Annotated in this window: 20 protein-coding genes and 1 tRNA gene; 8 read left to right on the top strand and 13 right to left on the bottom strand. The window is 28.9% G+C overall.

Features of this window, described 5'->3' with window-relative positions:
* The first annotated feature begins 1 nt into the window (after nucleotide 1).
* Both BMUR_RS00110 and BMUR_RS00105 read left to right on the top strand, forming a co-directional pair.
* Nucleotides 2-1,174, top strand: a complete 1,173-nt coding sequence (locus BMUR_RS00110) for a tetratricopeptide repeat protein (protein WP_013112562.1) — start codon at nucleotides 2-4, stop codon at nucleotides 1,172-1,174.
* A 27-nt stretch (nucleotides 1,175-1,201) separates the two neighbouring features.
* Nucleotides 1,202-1,756: a hypothetical protein gene (locus BMUR_RS00105; protein ID WP_013112561.1), complete on the top strand. Its 555-nt coding sequence runs from the start codon at nucleotides 1,202-1,204 to the stop codon at nucleotides 1,754-1,756.
* Between the two features lie 4 nt (nucleotides 1,757-1,760).
* On the opposite strand, the gene BMUR_RS00100 is transcribed toward BMUR_RS00105, so the two are convergent.
* The 3 genes from BMUR_RS00100 to BMUR_RS00090 form a co-directional block, all read right to left on the bottom strand.
* A complete protein-coding gene (locus BMUR_RS00100) occupies nucleotides 1,761-2,663 on the bottom strand; it encodes a carbohydrate kinase family protein (protein ID WP_013112560.1) in 903 nt (300 codons plus the stop codon).
* Nucleotides 2,664-2,684: 21 nt separating this feature from the next.
* On the bottom strand, nucleotides 2,685-4,592 hold the full coding sequence (locus tag BMUR_RS00095) for a penicillin-binding protein (RefSeq protein WP_013112559.1): 1,908 nt from the start codon (nucleotides 4,590-4,592) through the stop codon (nucleotides 2,685-2,687).
* A gap of 12 nt (nucleotides 4,593-4,604) precedes the next feature.
* Nucleotides 4,605-4,675, bottom strand: a tRNA-Cys gene (locus BMUR_RS00090).
* A gap of 270 nt (nucleotides 4,676-4,945) precedes the next feature.
* Between BMUR_RS00090 and BMUR_RS00085 the strand changes: the two genes are divergently transcribed.
* From BMUR_RS00085 to uvrB, 6 genes are all read left to right on the top strand, one after another.
* Nucleotides 4,946-5,635: a tetratricopeptide repeat protein gene (locus tag BMUR_RS00085; RefSeq protein WP_013112558.1), complete on the top strand. Its 690-nt coding sequence runs from the start codon at nucleotides 4,946-4,948 to the stop codon at nucleotides 5,633-5,635.
* Between the two features lie 51 nt (nucleotides 5,636-5,686).
* Nucleotides 5,687-6,874 (top strand): M23 family metallopeptidase, encoded by a 1,188-nt coding sequence (locus BMUR_RS00080; protein ID WP_013112557.1) that lies wholly within the window; start codon nucleotides 5,687-5,689, stop codon nucleotides 6,872-6,874.
* A gap of 56 nt (nucleotides 6,875-6,930) precedes the next feature.
* Nucleotides 6,931-8,106 carry a hypothetical protein gene (locus BMUR_RS00075; RefSeq protein WP_013112556.1) on the top strand — a complete coding sequence of 392 codons (1,176 nt, stop codon included), beginning with the start codon at nucleotides 6,931-6,933 and terminating at the stop codon, nucleotides 8,104-8,106.
* Entirely contained in the window at nucleotides 8,103-8,957 is an 855-nt protein-coding gene (locus BMUR_RS00070; RefSeq protein WP_013112555.1) for a M23 family metallopeptidase, read from the top strand. The genes BMUR_RS00075 and BMUR_RS00070 overlap by 4 nt, the downstream gene beginning before the upstream one ends.
* Nucleotides 8,958-9,188: 231 nt before the next feature.
* Nucleotides 9,189-10,094, top strand: a complete 906-nt coding sequence (locus BMUR_RS00065) for a hypothetical protein (protein ID WP_013112554.1) — start codon at nucleotides 9,189-9,191, stop codon at nucleotides 10,092-10,094.
* Nucleotides 10,095-10,130: 36 nt separating this feature from the next.
* On the top strand, nucleotides 10,131-12,179 hold the full coding sequence (uvrB, locus tag BMUR_RS00060) for an excinuclease ABC subunit UvrB (protein ID WP_041749957.1): 2,049 nt from the start codon (nucleotides 10,131-10,133) through the stop codon (nucleotides 12,177-12,179).
* A gap of 388 nt (nucleotides 12,180-12,567) precedes the next feature.
* Here uvrB and BMUR_RS00055 read toward each other — a convergent pair whose 3' ends face one another.
* The 10 genes from BMUR_RS00055 to dnaA form a co-directional block, all read right to left on the bottom strand.
* Nucleotides 12,568-13,608 (bottom strand): alcohol dehydrogenase, encoded by a 1,041-nt coding sequence (locus BMUR_RS00055; RefSeq protein WP_013112552.1) that lies wholly within the window; start codon nucleotides 13,606-13,608, stop codon nucleotides 12,568-12,570.
* 124 nt (nucleotides 13,609-13,732) lie between these two features.
* Nucleotides 13,733-14,863 (bottom strand): molecular chaperone DnaJ, encoded by a 1,131-nt coding sequence (dnaJ, locus tag BMUR_RS00050; protein WP_013112551.1) that lies wholly within the window; start codon nucleotides 14,861-14,863, stop codon nucleotides 13,733-13,735.
* Nucleotides 14,864-14,902: 39 nt separating this feature from the next.
* Nucleotides 14,903-15,193, bottom strand: coding sequence for a DnaJ domain-containing protein (locus BMUR_RS00045; protein WP_013112550.1), 291 nt, complete (start codon nucleotides 15,191-15,193; stop codon nucleotides 14,903-14,905).
* 25 nt (nucleotides 15,194-15,218) lie between these two features.
* Nucleotides 15,219-15,911: a YoaK family protein gene (locus tag BMUR_RS00040; RefSeq protein WP_013112549.1), complete on the bottom strand. Its 693-nt coding sequence runs from the start codon at nucleotides 15,909-15,911 to the stop codon at nucleotides 15,219-15,221.
* 149 nt (nucleotides 15,912-16,060) lie between these two features.
* Nucleotides 16,061-17,002 (bottom strand): Rpn family recombination-promoting nuclease/putative transposase, encoded by a 942-nt coding sequence (locus BMUR_RS00035; RefSeq protein WP_013112548.1) that lies wholly within the window; start codon nucleotides 17,000-17,002, stop codon nucleotides 16,061-16,063.
* 9 nt (nucleotides 17,003-17,011) lie between these two features.
* Complete coding sequence (locus BMUR_RS00030; RefSeq protein WP_407636426.1) at nucleotides 17,012-17,368, bottom strand: ankyrin repeat domain-containing protein; 357 nt, start codon at nucleotides 17,366-17,368, stop codon at nucleotides 17,012-17,014.
* A gap of 190 nt (nucleotides 17,369-17,558) precedes the next feature.
* On the bottom strand, nucleotides 17,559-19,475 hold the full coding sequence (gene dnaK / locus BMUR_RS00025; protein WP_013112546.1) for a molecular chaperone DnaK: 1,917 nt from the start codon (nucleotides 19,473-19,475) through the stop codon (nucleotides 17,559-17,561).
* An 89-nt stretch (nucleotides 19,476-19,564) separates the two neighbouring features.
* Nucleotides 19,565-19,774, bottom strand: coding sequence for a hypothetical protein (locus tag BMUR_RS00020; protein WP_013112545.1), 210 nt, complete (start codon nucleotides 19,772-19,774; stop codon nucleotides 19,565-19,567).
* Between the two features lie 21 nt (nucleotides 19,775-19,795).
* On the bottom strand, nucleotides 19,796-20,416 hold the full coding sequence (locus tag BMUR_RS00015; protein WP_013112544.1) for a nucleotide exchange factor GrpE: 621 nt from the start codon (nucleotides 20,414-20,416) through the stop codon (nucleotides 19,796-19,798).
* 539 nt (nucleotides 20,417-20,955) lie between these two features.
* Nucleotides 20,956-22,335, bottom strand: coding sequence for a chromosomal replication initiator protein DnaA (gene dnaA, locus BMUR_RS00010; protein WP_013112543.1), 1,380 nt, complete (start codon nucleotides 22,333-22,335; stop codon nucleotides 20,956-20,958).
* Between the last annotated feature and the right edge of the window lie 131 nt (nucleotides 22,336-22,466).

Genomic DNA, 22,466 nt, shown 5'->3' with positions numbered 1-22,466 from the left:
AATGAAATACTATATAAAAACTATTTTACTTTTTCTTATTCTTACATATTCTGTTATATATGCAAAACCTTCTGATAAAATAAGGTTTGATTCTGATGAGCTTACAGAATTAGAATATGATTTCTTTACCAAAATTGATAACGGAGAGACTAATGATTTAGAGCTTCATTATGATGGATTTATAATAGCTTCTGGAATAACTGATGAAGAAGAGTTTAAATTTTACAGAGGAAAATTAGATGAAATAAGAAATCTTGCTAAAAAAGATCTTTCTCAGTATACCGAAGAAGGAGCCTATGCATTTGGAAAAAGATTATTAAACTGGCTTTATTCAAGCGGTGTATTAAAAAAATATTTTGAAACCTCTACACTATTTCAGGATCTAATATATAAAGGAGAATATAATTGCTTAAGTTCAAGCATACTATATTCTTTGCTATACAGTGAGTTTGGCTTTAAAGTTACAGGCGTATTAACATCAAGTCATGCTTTCTGCACAGTATACACTGAACAGGGAAAAATAGATGTAGAAACAACCATATCAAGAGGATTTAACCCTGGTCAGAAAGAAATAAGAAATACAGGAAATTCAACAATAGTTACTTTTGTTCCTCAGGGTAATTATAGAGACAGAAATGAAGTAGATATATTTACATTGATAGCAACACTTTATCCTAACTCTATATCATTAAAAAAAATAGAAAAAGATTTAGAAAAACAGCTTGTTATGGCAAAAAAAGCATATTATCTGTCTCCTAACACTGAAATATATAATAAGAACCTAATTAATGCCTATAATAGATTGGCATTAGATTATCTTAAAAAAAATGATTATGAAGCAGCATATAAAACTTTGGAAGAAGCATATGTTTTTGATCCTTCAAGTTCTATGACTAAAAATAATAGAATACATTATTATAATACAATAGGTACTTCTTATTTAAGCCAAAAAGACTATCCTAATGCTATACAAATATACAAAATAGGAATATCTGATATAGGCGATGATGCAAGTGTATTAAAAAGAAATTTGAAAGTTTCATATTATAATTATGCTGTTACAGAATATAATGAAAGAAGATATAATAATGCCAATACAATATCCGAAGAAGCTTTAAAATTATTTCCAAATGATAGGGATTTTATTAGATTATTGTCTTCAATACCAAAATAATAAAAAAATAATGCCGAATAATAGTATATGAAAATTTATTTTACATTATTAATAATAACGGCATATTTCAGTTTTTTATACCCGCAAAATTCATTTGATTATAATTTGAATGTGAAATTTAGGGTAATAGAAAAATTCGATAAATTACTCTCATCTGACAATAAAGAATATGTTTTTTATATAGATGCCAATTATATTTTTACTGAAGAAGGAAAATCCATATACAGCAATAATATATATAATATTCAAACAACTTTAAACGATTTAGAAAAAAAACTTGATAAAGCCAAAACTCAAGAAGAAAAAATGCAGTTAAATCAAAATATTAGAATATATGAAGGTCTTTTAGCTTATAATACTCCTCCCAAAAAATTTATAACTCTATTAATAAACAGACAAATATATGAATACATTGCTAAATATCCGTCAAGCTATATAGATAATATGATGCAGAATAATTTACAGCAGTTTTATGATGATATAAGAAATAATATTATATTAAATGAAAAGTACACAGGACGCTTTACTTCGCTTCTATTTATTACAAAAGAGAAATTTAAATATTATACTGGAAGAACATAAAATTCTATAAATTAAATTTAGATTTTACTTTTTTAATATCATATTTTGCTGTTCCGCCTTTTACCTGAATCATCTCCTCAGAAACATCAGAAGCAAACTCTAATACATTTTTAATATCCAAATTTCTTAATATAGCATAACTTAAAGCCGCACAAAAACTGTCGCCTGCTCCTACTGTATCAATAACATTAACTTTATTTGAAGGCTTGAATATATACTCATTATTATAAAATACGCTTGCCCCTTTAGATCCAAGTGTAAGAAATATATAATCGATATTAAAATCTTTATTAATGGCTTTGAGTAAAGTTTTATTATCATTTTCTAATGAAGGATAAAAAAGCCCTTTTATTACAGCAAGCTCATCATCATTGATTTTTAATATATTGACAAACTCTAAAGATTCTTTTATTTTTTCTTTTGTGTAATAATTTTTTCTAAAAGTAACATCGCATACTTTGTATTTAGATTTAATATTTTTAAATATTTTTTTTAATGTAGTATATGATTTATCATTTCTTTGAGAGAGTATATTAAAATAAAATAAATCATAATTTTCATTTAAAGCATTTTCTATATCTTTATTATATTCTATATTATCCCAAGCTGCATTTTCATGTATAATATAGTCTGGAACTTTTTTTTCATTAAGAAATACTGTAGCTTTACCAGTTTCATAATTATCTAATATCTGTATCAATGACTTATCTATATTTTCATTATTTATAAATGATAATGCATCTTTAGAATAATCATCATCACCCAATGCAGTTATAAATCTAAGCCTGTCGTCATGTCCCATAAGCCTAGAAAGCTGTATAGAATAATTAAATGGAGCACCTCCTATTACAGAAACATTATCATATACATCGTATAAAAGCTCTCCGAAACTAAGTATATTATTCATAAATAAACTCCTAAATAATCTCTACTCTTTATTATCAATAGGTGCTTTTAATAATAATCTTACTATAGAATTATTTGTTATTTCGGAGCCTGCCTGAGGAGAATAATCATAAACATATCCCTCACCCTGTATAGCTATTTTAGCATTATTATTTGATACTATATATGATATATTATTCAAAGCATCTCTTAAAGAAAGCCCCATTATATTAGGCATAATATTATTAGTAGCACTGTAATAGCTATTAGAAGGAGGAACTAATGATAAAAAGTCATTTGTATTTATGGTATAAATATCCCCATCAACAAGCCCTAAATAAGGTATTATCTGATTTGCAATTTTAGCAAATAGAGGTGCAGCTACCCTTCCAGCTGACTGCGTACCTTTTCCCTGAGGGTCATCAAGAAGAACGAGTATTGATATTTTTGGATCTTCAAGAGGAAAACCTCCGATAAATATGGACTGATAATATTTTTCTGGTTTTTCTGATTCATTATCTCTGTAAACTTCAGTTATAGCAGTACCAGTTTTACCTACAACATCAATATTAAGCAAATTAGCTCTGTATCCTGTAGAACCAGATTCAACACCTTTTCTTAAAAGAACCCTAGCTATTTGAGAATACTGTTCATCTATAATTCTAGTCTTTTTAAGCCTGTTTGTAACACTTATTTTCTCTATACCGTCATAAATAGCATCAACTACATGCATAGGTACTTTCCAGCCTCCATTAAGAAGCGGAAGATAAGAGGCAGCTATCTGCATAGGGGTAACACTCAAGTCGTATCCTATAGCCAAATATCCGCGTGAAAATCTATGCCATTTATTTAAAGGGTGATATATACCGCTCCATTCATTTTTATAAGGTCCAACACCTGTAGGCTCTCCGAAACCAAATCTTTTTAGATAATCATAAAAAAACTGCTTATCTATTCTCTCAGCTATAGTAACGATAGCATAATTGCAGCTGTATTTTAATATATCATTAAAAGCTACATCACCATGCGGATAATCACAATGTATGCGTGTCTGTCTGCTGTAATCATAATATCCCTTACAATGAAAAATCTCATCACTATTTACAACGCCCTGTTCTATAGCAGCAAGCTCCGCAAATATTTTCATTGTACTTCCGGGGTATATTGTACTCATTATACTTCTATCCATTCTCTCGTTATTAACATAGATAAACGGATTATTAGGATCAAAAGAAGGATAAGAATAATTTGCTATTACAGCACCAGTATTAACATCTGAGACTATGACTGTAGCTGACTGAGGAGATATTTCAGCAACAGTTTTTAATACTTCATTTCTCACTATAGTCTGAACATCTATATCTAAAGTTAATACTATATCTTTTGGATTATCATTTTCCGATGATAAAATTGATTCATAGGTAGCCTCAAGTCCTGCATATCCTTCTGTTTCAGTTTTGTTCATATATCCTATTACATGTGCAAAAACATCTTCATACGGATAAAATCTTTTGTAGCTTTCTATACCATAAATACTTTTTACTGTATATTTATCTTTTATTTCTTTTATCTTTTTATAAGAGTCCAAATTAATATTTTGAGCTAATCTTATAGTTCTTCTTTTTGCAGATATTAAATCAGAAAATTTTTCTTTAGTAATACCAATAATACTAAAAATTTGGCTGTATGCTTCATTAATATCAGTATTTTCATTTCCGTCTAATGAAACGGATTCTGTATCAAGGTATATTGTATAAGCTGGAATATTAATTGTAAGAGGACGCATTTTTGAGTCATATATAGTTCCTCTAGGCTTATCAAGACCGTCTAAAGAAGTTATAGATTTTCTGTTTTTTATTGTAAGATTAAATAATCTGAAAAATATAGCAATAGTTACTATTGCGAAACATACAAGAAATAAATATAGTTTTTTTATACGAGCTTCATTCATAATTAGAAAATGAGGCGGCGAACGGATTTGAACCGATGATAAGAGTTTTGCAGACTCCTGCCTTACCACTTGGCGACGCCGCCGTATTTTAGATTTATTAATAATATATCAAAACAAATAAAAAGTCAATACATTACAAAAAAAATATAGTTTTTATTATACTATAAAATTAATATAATTTTTACAAAATCATACTTTTATATTAATCTAAATCAAAATCAAAGTAAAATAAATGTAATTTTCTATAAAAACTTTACATAATTTTTTTATTAAAGTTTTATAGAAAATATATTGAGATTTTTAAATTATAAATATACAATATAGCTAAAATCAAATATATATTAGGAGTATATATGAGTATAGGCTCTAGCAGAAGCAAATTAGAAGACGGTATAAAATTCTTTAGAAATGAAAACTATAAAGAAGCTATTGACTCATTAGAAAAAATATTTTCAGAAAAAAATGATGTAGAATCCGGATATCATTTAGCATTAGCCTATGCTCAAATTCAGGATTATGATAATACTCTTCAGGTATTTGATAAAATAATGAGGCGTTTGGATAATCCATTAAGACTTATGCAGGCTCATATTATCGTAGGATATATATACGCTGTAAAAGAAATGTATGACCTAGCTGAATTTGAACTTATGGACGCTTTATCTTCTGGAGTAGAAAATACTCAAATACATGCTGCTTTAGGATATGTATACTACAAAAAGGGAAATATTAGAAAGGCTATAGAACATTTAAAAAAGGCAGTAAATCTTGACCCTAAAAGTGCAAATGCAAGAAACTCTTTGGGGTTTATATTAGCGGATACTGAAACTAACATTGATGAAGGAATAGAAGAAATAAAAAAAGCCGTATCAATAGATCCTAGTAATCCAGCTTATTTAGATTCTTTGGGTTGGGCTTTCCTAAAGAAAAATGATTTGCCTCATGCAAAAGAATATTTAACAAAAGCATTTGAACTAGCTCCTACAAACAGAGATATAAAAGAACATTTATTAAAACTAGACCAATTATCATATAAAAAATAATATCAAAATAAATATATTATAAAATTATAAAAAATATTATTAGGGGGAGTTATGAAGTATATAATAACAATCATATTATCATTTTATATTTTTTCTTTTAGCTTATATTCGCAGTACAAGGCCGAATATTTGGGAAATAATATATCGATAGTAAGAGACGGTCAAACTATAAACAAAATGCCAGAACTTAAAGATAATGATATATTAGAAACAAAGAAAGACTCTTTTGCTCAAATAAATATAAATGGTAAATATTATTATATAGCTCCAAATAGTAAAGTACAAATAACTTCTTCTAATGCCAAAATTATTAATGGGGCTTTATATACAAGAGATAAAAACTTTGATTCTTTAGATGATTTTAAAGATTATGATAAAGACATAAAAATATATGCAGACCCTTTTCCTTTTTATGCAGGTAAAGTATCAACTATATTCATAACCTCTAAAGATGAAATAAAAATAGAAAATTCAAAACTTCTTGGAAGTGCAAGACCTATAGTTAAATTTTTTGAAGTTAAAGATGCTGATAGAAACTTAAAAGTATATAAAAGCATATTTGGAATATATGTTGGTGCCCAAGATGAAAAGTATCAGTTCGTATCAAATATAGAATTAAAAGATAAAACTACTCTTAGTGTAGCTATAGATATAAAACTTGATTTCACTCCTCCCCCACCAAAACCAAAACAAATACCGGGCGTTACTTCTACTATGAAAAATATTATAAGCAATCCTCAAAAATCAAGAGAAGAAAGAGAACTATTAAATGGAAATATTTATATAAGCTACACCCCTACTAATTATGCAGATAAGGTATATATAATGCCATCTCAAGGAAGATACTCCTCAGGTTTTGGAGCTTTTAGAGGATACACAAAAGACTATGCAAGATATCATCAAGGTTTTGATATAGCAAATACAAACGGCACTCCTATAATAGCAGCCAATAACGGTGTTGTAAGAGTATCAAGAGAGTTGTTTGTAAGAGGTAACTGCGTTGTTATAGATCATGGTGAAGGAGTATATAGTTCATACTTTCATATGTCTAAATTAATAGCAAAAGAAGGACAGTATGTAAAAAAAGGTGAAGTTATAGGTTTAATAGGTTCTACTGGAATGTCAACTGGTCCTCACTGCCATTGGGAAATGAGGGCTGGAAATATGACTTTTGATCCTTTAAGCATATTAGAAAAACCTGTTTCTTTCAACACAAAAGTATTAACACAGATAAAGTAAATTAAGATAAAATAATAATTATTATAAACTTTTATTTAAGAGAGATATTATAAGTAATGCAGATTAAAGAAAAATCAATAATAGAATTAGAAAATATACACAAAATAGAGCCTTTCTTTATTAGGTATTTAACTATAATAAGTTCTGTTGTTTTAATAATTTCATTTATATTTTTCTTTGGAACTAATAGACTTAATGAAGAATATAATACGGTAAATGTTTGGAATAAAGAAACTCAATCTATAGAACCGCCTTCACATGATGATAATTTTAATATAGACGGCATATTCAAACAAAATTTTTTCACAAAACCAGAAGGCATAGTACACTACTTTGATTTTAACGGAGATACAATATACTCTACTAATTTATCCCGAGGCGAATTAGCTACAGCAAATAATCAAAACTTTATAATATATAAAAGATACGGTAATTACATAGATGCATATAATAACATGGGAATTATTATATGGCGTACAAATACATCTATTTATCCAGAAATAGCTCCTTATGCTGAGAGAATAATATATCATTCAAGCGATAATTCAAAGATACAGATGTTTGATTTTAATAATAACCCTTTAAGTAGGCATGTACAATACGGAGAAATTATTACTGACGGGGCTTTTGCTCTTAATACTGGAGATTATATAGCTGGTTTTTCAAGCGGAGATATAGCATATATTAACAGAAACGGAAATCTATCATTTGCTATATCTACAATATTAAGTGAGATAAATATAGTTAAATCAGTTGCTATAAGTGAGTATGGAAGTTTTGCTATGTCGGTTAGCGGTATAAGACCAGAATATATAACACTTTATGATGCAAACGGAAGCACTATGTGGTATTTAGAAACAGGTTTAAACAGAAGACGCCATGTATCAAGTTATGTAAGTGAAAAATCAATGACTGCTTTTATGCTAGCTGACAGAGACATTGTACTATATACACTAAACAAAGGAAAAGAAATTGACAGAATCAATTTAGAAAAGTATAATATGATGAATGCCGTTAATATGAAACTTAACAGCGAAACTAATTCTACAATTATGAGCGTATCCAAAGATGCTAAAAGTGTAGTTTTAATATATGATAATAATGCCAAAGAAATAGTTTTTGAAAAATATTTAGACGGCTGGGTATATAATCTTGATATATCCAGTTTAGAAAATGAATATATGATAGTAAGCGACAAAATGATTTATACATATAAGAGAGTTAAACTATGAAAAAATATATATTAATATTATTTATAATATCATCTTTACTATTTGCAAGAGTGCCTATTGATGATAACAGAATAAGAATAACAAGCACATTCGGAGAGTTTAGAACTGACCATTTCCATAACGGTGTAGACTTCGGCGGAAACAGAATGGAAATATATCCAGTTAAAGACGGAGAGATAGTTTATTATCTTGATGAAGATGAAGACCCTACAAGACCGCTTTACGGAGTTGGAAATGTAGTTATGATAGAGCACCCTGATAATTTAAGAAGTTATTATTATCATATAGAACCCGGTACTATAGAAAAATCTTATGCCAAAGTAACAGAAAAAGATGTTATAGCTCTTACTGGCAACAGCGGAAGGTCTGGAGGAGCACATCTGCATCTTACTATAGAAAATATGAAAGAAGGTTTGGTTGTAGACCCTTTAGAATATCTTAATATAGATAAAGGTTCTTCTCAGCCTCCTTTAATTCATGGTATTTATTTAAGAACTGAAAACAGACTTATACAAATAAAAGATAAAATGCCTATGAGTTATAAAGGAGAAATCAAATTATTTGTAAAGGCTTATGATTTGCTTGGAAGCATTCCTATGGGGCTTAAAAGAGTAAAAATATATATGAATGATGAACTTGTAAGAGATTATGACTTTACATATTTTATAAAAAGAGATAATGTATATTATATATCTCCAAATTATAGATTTGAAGAAGTATACGGAGTGGACTCCCATTTTTATAGAGGCGGCGTATTTACTCCGAAAAGAGGAAAATATACATTTAAAGCTGAAGTTACTGATTTTGACAATAAAACAGTAGTGCTGACTAGAACTGTTAATTTTTATTAAAAAATAAATTTATATTGACTAATTATAATAATAATATATAATATATTAATGAATTTAATTAAGTCTACAGTCTACAGTCTACAGTCTACAGTCTACAGTCTACAGTCTACAGTCTACAGTCTACAGTCTACAGTCTACAGTCTACAGTCTACAGTTAAATAATTATAATAGCTACTTTTTTGCATCATACAAAAAAAATTTATTGTTAATTAATAAAAGGCATGTATTATAATGAATATAGTTATAATACATACCGGATTTGCTAAATACTTAGTTTATGCATTAAAAAAAATTAAAGAAACAAATAAAAACTCAAATATATTTTTAATATCTGACAGAAAATATAAAGAATATTCTAAATACTCTATATTTGTAGATATAAATAAAGTTACTAAAGATGAAGCAATACTTTTTAAAAATAAATATATACATCTTGGTAAAAGCAATCCTAATTATGAAATGTTTTGTATGCAAAGGTGGATTATATTAAAAGATTTTATGAAAATATATAATATTAATGAATGCCTGCATATTGACAGTGATGTATTATTATTTTCTAATATGGAAGATGCATTAAATCCATTTAATCAATATTCAATATCATTAGCAAATAATTTAGCTTTAACTATGTACATTAGAGATATAAAAATACTCGAAGAGTTTTCAAAATATTTATTGTTTAAATACACTGATGAAAAAGAAATAAATAAATTAAAAGATATGTATTATAATACCTACCGAGTAAATAATGGAGTTGCTGGAAGTATATCTGATATGGATATTTCAAGAGAATTTTTTTCTGATTTTCATTTGCCAGTAGGAAATTTGTCAGAAATAAAAAATAATTCTATTTTTGATTTTGCTATTGTTTATGGAGCTCCTAATTTTGAAATGCTTAAAAAAGACAAATATGAAATGAAAAAAATATTTTTTGAAAATAATATACCTTTCTGCAATTATAATGACGGAACAGTAAACAGTAAAATAAGATTTCATACACTCCATTTTGTAGTTTGGTCAAAATTATATATAAAAAAACTATATCAAAATAAAGATTTAAACTTTAATCCATATTATATAAACATATACAGAGAATTTAACGTTTTCAAAAATAAAATCAAAAAAATATTTAGGTAATTTACTAATTATTAAAAATATAGTATAATGTTTTGCATGAATTTTAAATTAGAATCCAACTTCAAACCCTCTGGGGATCAAGTAACAGCAATAGAATCTCTTGTAAAAGGGCTTGAAAATAAGAATAAATATCAAACTCTTTTGGGAGTTACAGCAAGCGGAAAAACTTTTACTATAGCTAATGTTATAGAAAAGGCAAACAGACCAACACTTGTAATGTCGCACAACAAAACTCTTGCAGCTCAGCTTTACAGGGAGCTTAAAGATTTTTTTCCTAATAATGCCGTAGAATACTTTGTTTCATATTATGACTACTATCAGCCTGAAGCATATGTTCCTGCTAAAGATTTGTACATTGACAAAGATGCTTCTGTTAATGATGAAATTGACAGATTAAGACTTAAAGCAACTACTTCACTTCTTGAAAGGCGTGACGTTATAATAGTAGCTTCTGTTTCATGCATATACGGTTTGGGTTCACCCGAAGATTACAGAAAACTCTACATTTCAATAGAAAAAGACGGTGAATATGATAGAGATGAAATTATTGAAAAATTAGTTTCTATTCAGTATGAACGTGTTAAAGATGTACTTGAACGTGCCAGATTTAGGGTAATAGGAGATACATTAGAAATAATGAGTGCATATTCTGATGAGGTGATAAGAATAGAGTTTTTCGGAGACACAGTTGAAAGAATAATAAAAATTAATCCTGTAACAAGAAAAAAATTATCAGAACAAGACAGAGTTGTAATATATCCGGCCAAACACTTCGTTACAGGAGGAGATAAACTAGCTGCCGGCATAAAATTAATAGAAGAGGAACTTGAAGAGCAGTATAATAAGTTCAAATCTGAAGGAAAATTAGTAGAAGCAGAACGCATATACGGAAGAACTAAATACGACTTGGAAATGCTTAGAGAGGTTGGATACTGTGCTGGAATAGAAAATTATTCGCGACCATTATCAGGGCGTAAAGAAGGAGACAGACCTGCTTGTTTAATAGACTACTTCCCAAAAGATTTTTTAACTATCATAGACGAGTCGCATGTAAGTGTGCCTCAGATTAGAGGTATGTTTTTTGGAGACAGGAGCAGAAAAGAGACTCTAGTAAAGTACGGTTTCAGACTTCCTTCAGCACTTGATAACAGACCTTTATTTTTTGAAGAGTTTGAAAAACTTACTAATGATACAATATATATAAGTGCCACTCCTGCAGAATATGAACTTAAAAAAAGCAGTAAGGTTGTAGAGCAGATAATCAGACCTACTGGACTGCTTGACCCTATTATAGAGGTATATCCTATTGACGGACAAATTGACAGAATACTTGAAGAAATAAAAAAAACTATATCAAACAATGAAAGAATATTTATAACAACTCTTACAAAAAAAATGGCTGAAGACCTCACAAAATATCTAAATGAAAACGGAGTTAGAACACGTTATCTGCATTCGGATATTCAGACAGTTGAACGCGTAGAGATAATAAGAGATTTAAGACTTGGAGCTTTTGATGTACTTGTAGGGATAAACCTTTTGAGAGAGGGGCTTGATGTACCTGAAGTATCTTTGATATTAATACTTGATGCTGACAAAACAGGCTTTTTAAGAAATACCACTACTCTCATACAGACTATAGGACGTGCTGCTAGAAATGCTAACGGCAGAGTTATAATGTTTGCAGACAGTATAAGCGATGCTATGAAAGTAGCAATTGATGAAACAGAAAGGAGAAGAAAAATACAAATGGAGTATAACAAAGAGCATAATATTACTCCAAAAACGATTATCAAAAAAATACAGGATATAATAGAAAGAGAAGAAAAAGTTGAAACTTCTTATGAGCTTCATTTTGATTTTAGACGCTTTAATGAAAGAGTAAAAATTGATCCTAAACAGCAAAGTGATGAATATATAAAAGAACTTGAAAAAGAAATGAAAAGGGCTTCAGACAGTTTAGAGTTTGAAAAAGCTATTGAAATAAGAGAGAAAATTAATCAGCTAAAACAATTAAAACCTTCTAAAAAAACAGCACATAAAAATGTAACTTCAAAAAATCCTAATGGAAAAACTAAAAGATGATTGTATATAGCTAAACAAATATAGTTTGTCAAAAATAAATTTGTCATATTTAAAATATTGCAGGGCTTTGCCCCGCACCTCACTTCTTTTGGACGCTGTGCCACAAAGAAGCAAAAAGACTATATTTCTGACTAAATTTATCTTACATATAAAACATATTTAGTACAATGTATGATTATTTTTATAATTTGCACTTTCGCGAAGCGTGCCTTTGGCAGCAACTCATACGAAATACCACTGAGGAAAAAAGACTGCATTTTTAACTAAAATATATGCATTATCATATTACCAACATATAAAGCATCAGTGGTTGAGTTCTTGAGAAGTATATACGAGGATAAAAATTTCTATATATCAAAAATTTGACAAAAAATTGTTTCAATATAAATCAATCATATTCTACAGCTATTTTCATGCAGTTATCTTTTTTACTTTTAAATATATCATAGCCTTTTATAATATTATCTAATTTTATTCTATGAGTTATAATAAAATCAGTATTTATTTTATCTTCGGATATAAGGTTTAATATTTCATCACTATGAACAGCATCAACCCCGCCAGTTTTAAATATTAAATTTTTTCCATACATTATATTAAGCGGAAGTATCTGAGGCTTCTCATACATAGCAACTAAAGCAACTGATGAATTAGGACGTGCTATTTTCCAAGCTAATTCAAATGTATTATCTCCTCCGGCAGCCTCTATAACATTATCAGCAAGTCTGCCTTTATTTATATCCTTTATAAACTCTTCAATATTTTCTGTTTTATTTGGATTTATAAAGAAGTCTGCTAATCCTTTTTCTTTTGCAATATTTAATCTATTTTCATCTATATCTATAGCTATTATATTTTTTGCCCCAAATATTCTAGCACATATCATAGAACAAAGCCCTACAGGTCCAGCTCCGATTACAGCAGCAGTATCATTATTTTTTACTTCTGAAAGCTCTGCTCCAAAATATCCGCTTGCTAAAATATCTCCTACAAACAAAGCCCTATCATAAGTTACATTTTCTGGAATGGTATTTAATGCAGTATCAGCAAAAGGTACTCTCACATATTGAGCCTGACAGCCATCAATACGGCATCCTATTTCCCAGCCGCCTATTTCACAATTATTTATAAAACCATTTTTGCAGTAATAGCATTCTCCGCAGAAAGTAATGCAATTACATGATACTCTATCACCTATTTCTATTTTTTTTACATCCTTGCCTACTTCTATAACCTCCCCTACAAATTCATGCCCAAGAACAATATTCTCTTTTGCTCTAGGAACAGCACCATTAATTATATGCAAATCACTTGTGCATATGCTTGATAATGTTACTTTTACTACTGCATCTTTTGAATCTAATATTTTAGGATTTTCTATTTTTTTTAAATCTATTTTTTTATTACCTAAATAAACCAAACCTTTCATAATAGTTACTTCCTATTTTAAATATATTAATTATAACATTAAAATTAATATATTTAAAATATTTAATTCATTAAAAATATGCAAATAAAAAAGGGACTTTTTAAAGCCCCTAAATATAATATTTTTACCAATTATTTCTGCTAGGTTTTCTTAAAACAGGTTCATCATTATTCGGCATAACTTTTTTAAGCTCATTAAATAATCTTTTTTCTTCTGAAGATAATTTTGAAGAAACATCTATATTTACTATTACAAATAAATCTCCTCTTCCAGATCTATTTATATGAGCAGCACCGCTTCCTTTTAATTTGAATACCTGACCGCTGTTAGTACCTGCTGGTATTTTAATTTTAACTTTCTTTTTATCCAAAGTCTGTATATAAATATCCGCTCCAAGTGCAGCCTGTACTATATTAATTCCTACTTCAGTTATTAAATCTATACCGTCTCTAACAAAATATTGATGAGGAGCTACATGTATATATAAATATAAATCTCCTGCCACTCCTCCTCCTATTGCTTCACCCTCTCCGCTTACTCTAAGCTGAGTATTATCTTCTATTCCTTTTGGTATATTAACTGATATAGTTTTATTTTTCTTAACTGTTCCAGTTCCTCGGCATTTCTTACAAGGAGTAGTTACTATAGAACCGCTGCCATTACATTTACTGCAGGTTCTTCTTACGCTAAAAAATCCCTGAGCCATTCTTACTTCCCCGCTTCCTCCGCAGGTAGGACAAGTCTGAGTTTTAGTTCCGGGTTCTGCTCCTGTACCATGACAAACATCACATATATCATTTTTGTCAAGTTTTATTTCCATTTTCTTACCGAAAACTGCATCCTCCAAAGAAAGGGTAATATCATGCCTTAAATCATTTCCTCTTCTCTGAGACCTTGAAGATCTTCCAGAAAATCCTCCTCCAAAAAATGAACTAAATATATCATCTAAATCTCCGAATCCGCCGGAACCTCCAAACATCTGAGAGAAATCAAAACCACCTCTGCCATAAGCATCAGCAAAATCACTATGGACACCCTGAAAACCAAACTGATCATATTGAGCACGCTTTTTCTCATCAGATAATATTTCATAGGCTTCAGTAGCTTCTTTAAACTTATCTTCAGCCTCTTTATTTCCCGGATTTCTATCCGGGTGATACTGCATAGCCAATTTTCTGTATGCTTTTTTTATTTCATCATTAGTAGCAGTCTTTGCCACTCCTAATACTTCATAATAATCTCTTTTTTCTGCCATTTATTATATCCTCTATTAAAATTATCATTAATATAAAAATCATTTTTTTCTTCTGCTTAATATCAGACCTAGTCCAAACCCTGCTGCAGCTAAAGCCCCAACAACATATTTATTAGAACCCACATATAAAATATTATACTGCATACGCTTCTCTTTATCTGATAAAACCTCATAGGCCTCTGTTATATCTATAAACATACGATTAGCTTTTTCATCTCCAGCATTTCTGTCTGGGTGATATTTCATAGCTAATTCTCTATAAGATTTCTTTATTTTTTCATTACTGGAAAACATATTAACATTAAGTATTGCATAATAATCTTTATCCATAATAAATATATCCTTATATTATTGTCTAATTATCAAAAAACATTAAACTCTCAACAATAAATAATAAACCTGAAGCAATCCATATAGATTTAATACCAAACATATTAGTAAAAAAACTTCCCAAAAAAGCTCCCAAAGTAAATGAAAAAAGAATAGTTAAATATATAAGTCCGTTCTTTAATCCTACTCTATCTCTATTAAATAAAAATCTAAATAAATTATCTGAAGCTGATTTTAAATTACCAGTACACATATTAGTAACATAAGCAAGCCCTTCAACCTTATTAAAAGTTATCATTAAAGCAGCCGACATAAATGATATAACACTTACAACTATAATGTTTGAAATACCTTTATGCAGAAAACCAACTATAAAAAGTATAACAGCCGCCATTAATATAATAACGTACTCCAATTCCATTAACTTTTTTTTATTTAAAACTTTTTTTATATATAAAGCAGTCCAGATTCCAATAATAAAAACCAAAATAGGTATCAAATAATGCATGGTAATAGCAAACTCTTTTTTAGCCAAATGCATAGCAAAAAATATCATATTACCAGTCTGAGCATAAGCAAATACTCCGTCTCTGGTGATATATGTATAAGCATCTACAAATCCGCCTACCAAAGTAAGTATAGAAGCTATATATATAGTTTCTGTTGTGTGTATTGATTCATTTTTTCTTTTTATAAAAGCTATAAAACTATTTTTCACTTTACCGCCTCAATTTTATTGTCAAATATTATATCACAAAAAAATATTTTTAGAAACATTTTTATAATATCTATAATCAAAAGATTCCTCATTATTGCAAAATACTTCTACAAATATTTCGTTCATATAAAAAATATATAATTATTAAATCACAATTTTAAAATTTCTTCAGTACTTAAACCAGTTATTTTGCTTATTAAATTTATATCAAGATTTTCATTCTTCATATTTTTAGCTAACACATATTTTTCTTTTTCAATACCTTTTTCAATACCTTTTTCAATACCTTTCTCTATACCTTTCTCTATACCCTTTGATATACCTTTTCTCTCAGCCTCTGCTAATTCATAATCAAGCATTCTTTTATTAAAATATTCATCAGCCTCTTTTCTTCTATAGCTGTCTATTAAAGGATTAGTATGCACAAATGATTCGGATTTTAATTTTACCTCTTCAAATATAGTATCTTCTTTCAATAAATTTTCCATTTTATCCCCCTTAAAAAATTTTAACCAAGATAAAAATTTCTTCTCCGCTTCATCATAACTTGAATTAAAATTAAATTTAGGAAGCTCTATATAATGAAGCTGACAATGATTAGTAAGTATTCTATTATGTTTAATCTCTTTCAAAACATAACATGTATGAATATCCTTTATATCATACATCAAATTAAAATTCAAAATATTAATGCTTATTACTGGACATAAATTATTATAATTATCGCCCTTATTTAACATCACAGCATAACCATTAGCCCAATAAAATAAACTTCTGTAAATAAACTCAATATTGCCCTGAGACTGTATCTCTATAATAACAACTTCTCCGCTGTCAGTGGTACACCTTATATCCATCACAGACTCTTTAGATTCTAAATATTTGCTTAGGTTAAAGGGATTAAGAATCTCAGCTTTTACAAAAGTTCTAAAATGCATATTTTTCATAACAGAATTTATAAAACTAAGTATTATTCTCTCATTACCTTTCTCTGAAAATAAATACCTTATATAGCAGTCATTTATTCTGTTCATATTATCAACAGTGATAATTTCTTTTTTAAGTTTTTCAAGATACTCTGAATATTCCATACTAGCCTTTTAAAATGATTGTATGTTTATTATACTAGTATTATGGTAAATTGTCAAAGAACAAAAATTGTAAATATATTTTTTAGCCCCTTTTGATTTTAAAAATTTAGCTACTTCTGAATGACCTTTTTCTGAAGCATACATCAAAGCTGTTTTACCATAATTATCTTTGGCATTTATATCAGCTCCTTTATCTAGCAAATATTTTACTATTTCTAAATGATTATCCATTGAAGCTAATATTAAAGCACTAACGTCTGTTATATTTTTTAAATTAACATTGGCTCCGTTTTCTAATAAATATTTTACTACTTCTAAATGCCCATTCTCTAAAGCCAACATCAAAGCTGTAACATTATAATTAATTTACATCAGCTCCTTTTTCTATTAAGGCTTTTAATGTTTATAAATCATTATTTTTAGAGGCTTCTAATAATTCAATCATTTTATATACTCCATAAAAATATAGGCGATTGAAAATCAACACTTTCAAAAAATTAACTTCCAATCGCCCATTAGACTTTATATATTCAACTTTTACTTTTTATCTATTTTATTATTTATTATCATCAACTATCTCATAATCAGCATCAACTACGCCGTCATCTTTTCTGCCTGAATCTTGGCTGTTATTTTGCTGTGCTTGTTGTCCTCCATCTGCCTGACCTTGCTGTGCACCTGCTTGTTTATAAAGTGCTTCTGAAGCTTTGCTCCATGCTGCTTGTAAATCGTCTGTAGCTCTTTTAATATTATCTGTATTATTAGATTCTACTGCTGATTTCAAAGCATTCATTTTTGACTCAATTTCTGATTTGTCAGAAGCAGGTAATTTGTCGCCGTTTTCTTTTAATAATTTTTCTGTCTGATAAATCATATGGTCAGCATTGTTTTTAGCTTCTACTTCTTCTTTTTTCTTTTTATCTTCTTCAGCATGTTTTTCAGCATCCTGAACCATTCTGTTTATTTCATCTTCGCTTAATCCGCTTGAAGATTCTATTCTTATTTTTTGTTCTTTACCAGTACCCAAATCTTTAGCTGTAACATGTACTATACCGTTTGCGTCTATATCAAATGATACTTCTATTTGAGGAACTCCTCTTGGAGCAGGCGGTATGCCTACCAAGTCAAATCTTCCAAGCTCTCTGTTGTCATTAGCCATTTTTCTTTCACCTTGTAATACTCTGATAGTTACAGATGATTGATTGTCTGCTGCTGTAGAGAATACTTGTTTTTTGTTTGTAGGTATAGTAGTGTTTCTGTTGATTAAAACAGTCATTACTGAACCTTCTGTTTCAATACCAAGTGAAAGCGGAGTAACGTCAAGAAGAAGTACATCTTTAACATCACCTTTAATAATACCGCCTTGTACAGCTGCTCCCATTGCTACTGCTTCATCTGGGTTTACGCTTTTGTTTGGTTCTTTATTAAATATGTTTTTAACAGTTTCCTGAACCATAGGTATTCTTGTAGAACCTCCTACAAGTATTACCTCATCTATATCGCCTATAGAAAGTCCTGCATCTTTCAATGCTTTTTCACATGGGATGCGTGTTTTTTCTACCAAATCTCTGATTAAATCTTCAAATTTAGCTCTTGTCAAAGATACATTCAAGTGTTTAGGACCTGATGCATCTGCTGTAAGATAAGGCAAGTTAATATCTGTTTGTAATGAGCTTGAAAGTTCTTTTTTAGCTTTCTCGCCTGCTTCTTTTAATCTTTGTAAAGCCATTTTATCATTATTCAAATCAACGCCTGTATCTTTTTTGAACTCATCTATAAGCCAATTAATTATAGCTTGGTCAAAGTCATCACCGCCCAAGTGAGTATCACCATTTGTACTTTTTACTTCAAATACTCCGTCAGCCAATTCAAGTATAGATATATCGAAAGTACCACCGCCCAAGTCATAAACTGCGATTTTTTCATCTTTCTTTTTCTCCATACCATAAGCTAATGCTGCTGCTGTAGGTTCGTTTATTATTCTTAATACATTAAGTCCAGCAATACGTCCAGCATCTTTAGTAGATTGTCTTTGACTGTCATTAAAGTATGCAGGTACTGTAATAATAGCGTCAGTTACTGTTTCGCCTAAATACTCTTCTGCTGTTTGTTTCATCTTTTGAAGTATTCTAGCACTTATCTCTTGAGGAGTGAAATTTCCTTCCAAAGTTTTGATTTTTACTTTTCCGCCATCTTCTATAACTGTATAAGGCATTCTTGAACGTTCTTCTGATACTTCAGCATAAGTGTTTCCCATAAAACGTTTAATAGAAAATATTGTATTTTCTGGGTTAGTTACCATTTGGTTTTTAGCAGGCTGACCTACTAATACTTCACCTTTATTTGTGAATGCTACTATAGAAGGTGTTGTTCTATTTCCTTCACTGTTTGTTATTACTACAGGTTTTCCGCCTTCCATTACTGATACACATGAATTTGTTGTTCCTAAATCTATTCCAATTATTTTACTCATATAAATTTCTCCTTTTAATTATTTAATTAATATTTTTTAATATTGTAAATTAATATTAGTATAAAGATTGTTTGTTATATATTTTATTGTCAGTCTTTCGTCAGAACACTAACAACATATTCAGTATGACCATTACCCAAATGCGAAGTAGTAAGGTCTACATTGATTACTTCTTTATCTTTGATGTGATTGTTAATCGCATCAGTCAAATCCTGAAGAACTCTGTTTATATGCTGTATACTTTCTTTTTTGTCTGCTTTCGGCTCGTAATAAGCTCTAAAAAGTTGAATATGTGCCATAAAATCTCCTAATTAATTTATTTACTCTTTAGGTGCCGCAGGAGGTTTTCCCACTACTACCTTAGCTGTTCTCAAAAGTTCATCATTCAATTTATATCCTTTAGCATAAACTTCAACAACTTTTTCTTTATCAAGATCTGGAACTTCTATCATAGTTAATGCTTCATGTATATTAGGGTCAAACTCTTCTCCTAAAGACTCTATTTCAGAAACTCCATTGTCATGCATAAAGTCTATAAACTGTTTATGTATCAACTCTATACCTTTATAGTATTCAGTGCCTTGTATATTCTCATCTTTTTCACCAGCTTTTAAAGCTCTTTCAAAATTATCCATGAAAGTTAAAAGCGATAATAATAATCCTTTATTTGCTCTTTTTATTGCATCTGTTTTTTCTTTAGCTGTTCTCTTTCTGATATTCTCTGCTTCTGCCATAGCGTACATATATTTATTTTTCATATCAGAAGCTTCCTGCTGCAGCTCCTCTACTTTTTTCTTTAATTCTGATACTTCATCATTAGCAGCTTCTTCATTGCTACTTTCTTTATTCTCTTCATTATTATTTTCCAATTCTTCATTATTCTCTTTATTAATATCCTCTTTATCACCGCTTTCATTCGTTTCTTTTATTTCTTCTTCCATTTAATCTCCTTTAATGGATATTTATTATTACTGCCTAAAATCTTTAATCAGGCATACGTCAATATATATGCAAAAAATGTGCCAATATTAGTTATTTTTTTATAAATAAAAAGATTGTAAAAAACATCAAATAACTCAAACAAATGTATAATATGTATTATAAAACTATATATTTTTATAATATTATTGAAAAGTTATGCTTATTAAAAGCGAAATATTATATATAAAAAACTAGATATTAAAATATTATACATTTATGTAAAATGATGTATAGTTTTAATACATTTTATATAATAAATACTGTATTATTTTAACACTATTATAAAAAAAGAATGTATAAATATTATATGTAATTGTGTATATAGATTATAAGAATAAAAGAAAAAGGGTTAAAAAAGTATCACCCTGATAAAAAAGAGCAGGGTGATAAGGAGGTTTATGAAAAATTGTATTAATTTAACAATACTCCTTTATTATATACAATATATGACAAATGTCAATCTATTTTTTCGATTTTTTTCTAAAAATATGCTATAAAATTATGAAATATTCGATATAATTTCATTAATTTCTGAAAATAAATGAGAACCGCTTCTTAATTCATCTTTTACTTTATCTCTTCCATGTATTATGGAAGCATGATCTCTATTAAACTCCAAACCTATCTCTGTAACTGATTTTTTTGAGTATTCGCATGATAAATATATAGCAACATGTCTTGCTTTCGCTATAAATTTGGTTCTGTCTTTGCTCTCAAAAGAAGACATTTCTATACCGTAATAATCTGCAACCATTTTTTTAATTTCTTTAACAGTGGCATTTTTTAATTTAGGCTTATTGGTAAAATAATCTTTAAATATACCCATTTTCTCGCACTGCTCTACGTCTGGAGTAATCTTCATCAAATCTCTAACGGATAAATACGCCCTTATAGCACCCTCTATCTTTCTTACATCTGTAGTAATATTTTCAGCCATATATTTCATTACTTCCTCATCTATAGAAGTATGCAAATCAAATAATTTCCTTTCTATAATAGCAAGTCTTGTTTCATATTGAGGAGGCTCTATTGAAAGAATAAGGCTTTTTTCAAACCTGTTTTTTAATCTTGATTCTATATTTCTCAATTCTTTAGGAGGTTTATCACTTACAAATACCATCTGTTTTGCTGCACTATCCAATGCCTGAAAAATTTCAAATAATTCCTTAGATGTTTCCTGAGCACTTTCAAGAAGCTGTAAATCATCTAATAAAAGCATGTCCAATGATTTATATTTTCTTTTAAAAACTTCTGGTTTTTTATTCTGAAGGCATGATACATATTCATCTCTGAATCCGCTTCCGTCTATATAGAGCACTTTAGCATTAGGATTAGCTTCAAGATAGCTGTTTCCTATAGCCTGAAGTAAATGTGTTTTTCCTATGCCTACACTTCCGTATACATAAAAAGGATTGTACTCCTTTCCCGGATTAGATGATACATACTTAGCTGCTTCAAATACATATCTGTTATTATTGCCTTGTATAAAGTTATCAAATCTGAAATAATCATTTAAATTCGATTTATTATTAGAAACTTCTTTTTTTACAGTGTTAGATACTTCTGCATTATTATCAGTTTTTTCTGATTTTTCATGATATTCTTCTTCAGGCATTAAATGTTCATTGACAAAGTCGGCATCAACTCTTACATCTATATCTATATTATTTGAGCATTTATCATTAAAAAATTTTTTTATTCTACCCAAAAAGTCTTTTTTTATATGAGTAGCAGCAAAATCTCCTGAGCATACAATAGCAGCCTTATTATCCTCTTCAGCAACAAATACACTGCCTTTAAGTAAAGCTACAGCTGTAAACTCATCATCTTCGCTAATAATGTTTAAAAATTCATTCCAATACTGTTTAATATCTTCCATAATTCAACTATCTTTATAACTATATTCTAACAATTTTATCATCGGTATTTATCAGCGAAAGTATAGAAGTTTCATTTTTATTATAATTTTACATATTATACCTAATATTATTTTATACAGTAAAATTATTT

The organism is Brachyspira murdochii DSM 12563, from assembly GCF_000092845.1.
Taxonomy (GTDB): domain Bacteria; phylum Spirochaetota; class Brachyspiria; order Brachyspirales; family Brachyspiraceae; genus Brachyspira; species Brachyspira murdochii.
This window is presented reverse-complemented; position numbering and strand designations above follow the sequence as displayed.

Excerpts from the sequence above, each read along its gene's own strand:
- BMUR_RS00110 (WP_013112562.1), top strand. The coding sequence starts at position 2 with ATGAAATACTATATAAAAACTATTTTACTTTTTCTTATTCTTACATAT.
- BMUR_RS00105 (WP_013112561.1), top strand. The coding sequence starts at position 1,202 with ATGAAAATTTATTTTACATTATTAATAATAACGGCATATTTCAGTTTT.
- BMUR_RS00100 (WP_013112560.1), bottom strand. The coding sequence starts at position 2,663 with ATGAATAATATACTTAGTTTCGGAGAGCTTTTATACGATGTATATGAT.
- BMUR_RS00095 (WP_013112559.1), bottom strand. The coding sequence starts at position 4,592 with ATGAATGAAGCTCGTATAAAAAAACTATATTTATTTCTTGTATGTTTC.
- BMUR_RS00085 (WP_013112558.1), top strand. The coding sequence starts at position 4,946 with ATGAGTATAGGCTCTAGCAGAAGCAAATTAGAAGACGGTATAAAATTC.
- BMUR_RS00080 (WP_013112557.1), top strand. The coding sequence starts at position 5,687 with ATGAAGTATATAATAACAATCATATTATCATTTTATATTTTTTCTTTT.
- BMUR_RS00075 (WP_013112556.1), top strand. The coding sequence starts at position 6,931 with ATGCAGATTAAAGAAAAATCAATAATAGAATTAGAAAATATACACAAA.
- BMUR_RS00070 (WP_013112555.1), top strand. The coding sequence starts at position 8,103 with ATGAAAAAATATATATTAATATTATTTATAATATCATCTTTACTATTT.
- BMUR_RS00065 (WP_013112554.1), top strand. The coding sequence starts at position 9,189 with ATGAATATAGTTATAATACATACCGGATTTGCTAAATACTTAGTTTAT.
- uvrB (WP_041749957.1), top strand. The coding sequence starts at position 10,131 with ATGAATTTTAAATTAGAATCCAACTTCAAACCCTCTGGGGATCAAGTA.
- BMUR_RS00055 (WP_013112552.1), bottom strand. The coding sequence starts at position 13,608 with ATGAAAGGTTTGGTTTATTTAGGTAATAAAAAAATAGATTTAAAAAAA.
- dnaJ (WP_013112551.1), bottom strand. The coding sequence starts at position 14,863 with ATGGCAGAAAAAAGAGATTATTATGAAGTATTAGGAGTGGCAAAGACT.
- BMUR_RS00045 (WP_013112550.1), bottom strand. The coding sequence starts at position 15,193 with ATGGATAAAGATTATTATGCAATACTTAATGTTAATATGTTTTCCAGT.
- BMUR_RS00035 (WP_013112548.1), bottom strand. The coding sequence starts at position 17,002 with ATGGAATATTCAGAGTATCTTGAAAAACTTAAAAAAGAAATTATCACT.
- dnaK (WP_013112546.1), bottom strand. The coding sequence starts at position 19,475 with ATGAGTAAAATAATTGGAATAGATTTAGGAACAACAAATTCATGTGTA.
- BMUR_RS00020 (WP_013112545.1), bottom strand. The coding sequence starts at position 19,774 with ATGGCACATATTCAACTTTTTAGAGCTTATTACGAGCCGAAAGCAGAC.
- BMUR_RS00015 (WP_013112544.1), bottom strand. The coding sequence starts at position 20,416 with ATGGAAGAAGAAATAAAAGAAACGAATGAAAGCGGTGATAAAGAGGAT.
- dnaA (WP_013112543.1), bottom strand. The coding sequence starts at position 22,335 with ATGGAAGATATTAAACAGTATTGGAATGAATTTTTAAACATTATTAGC.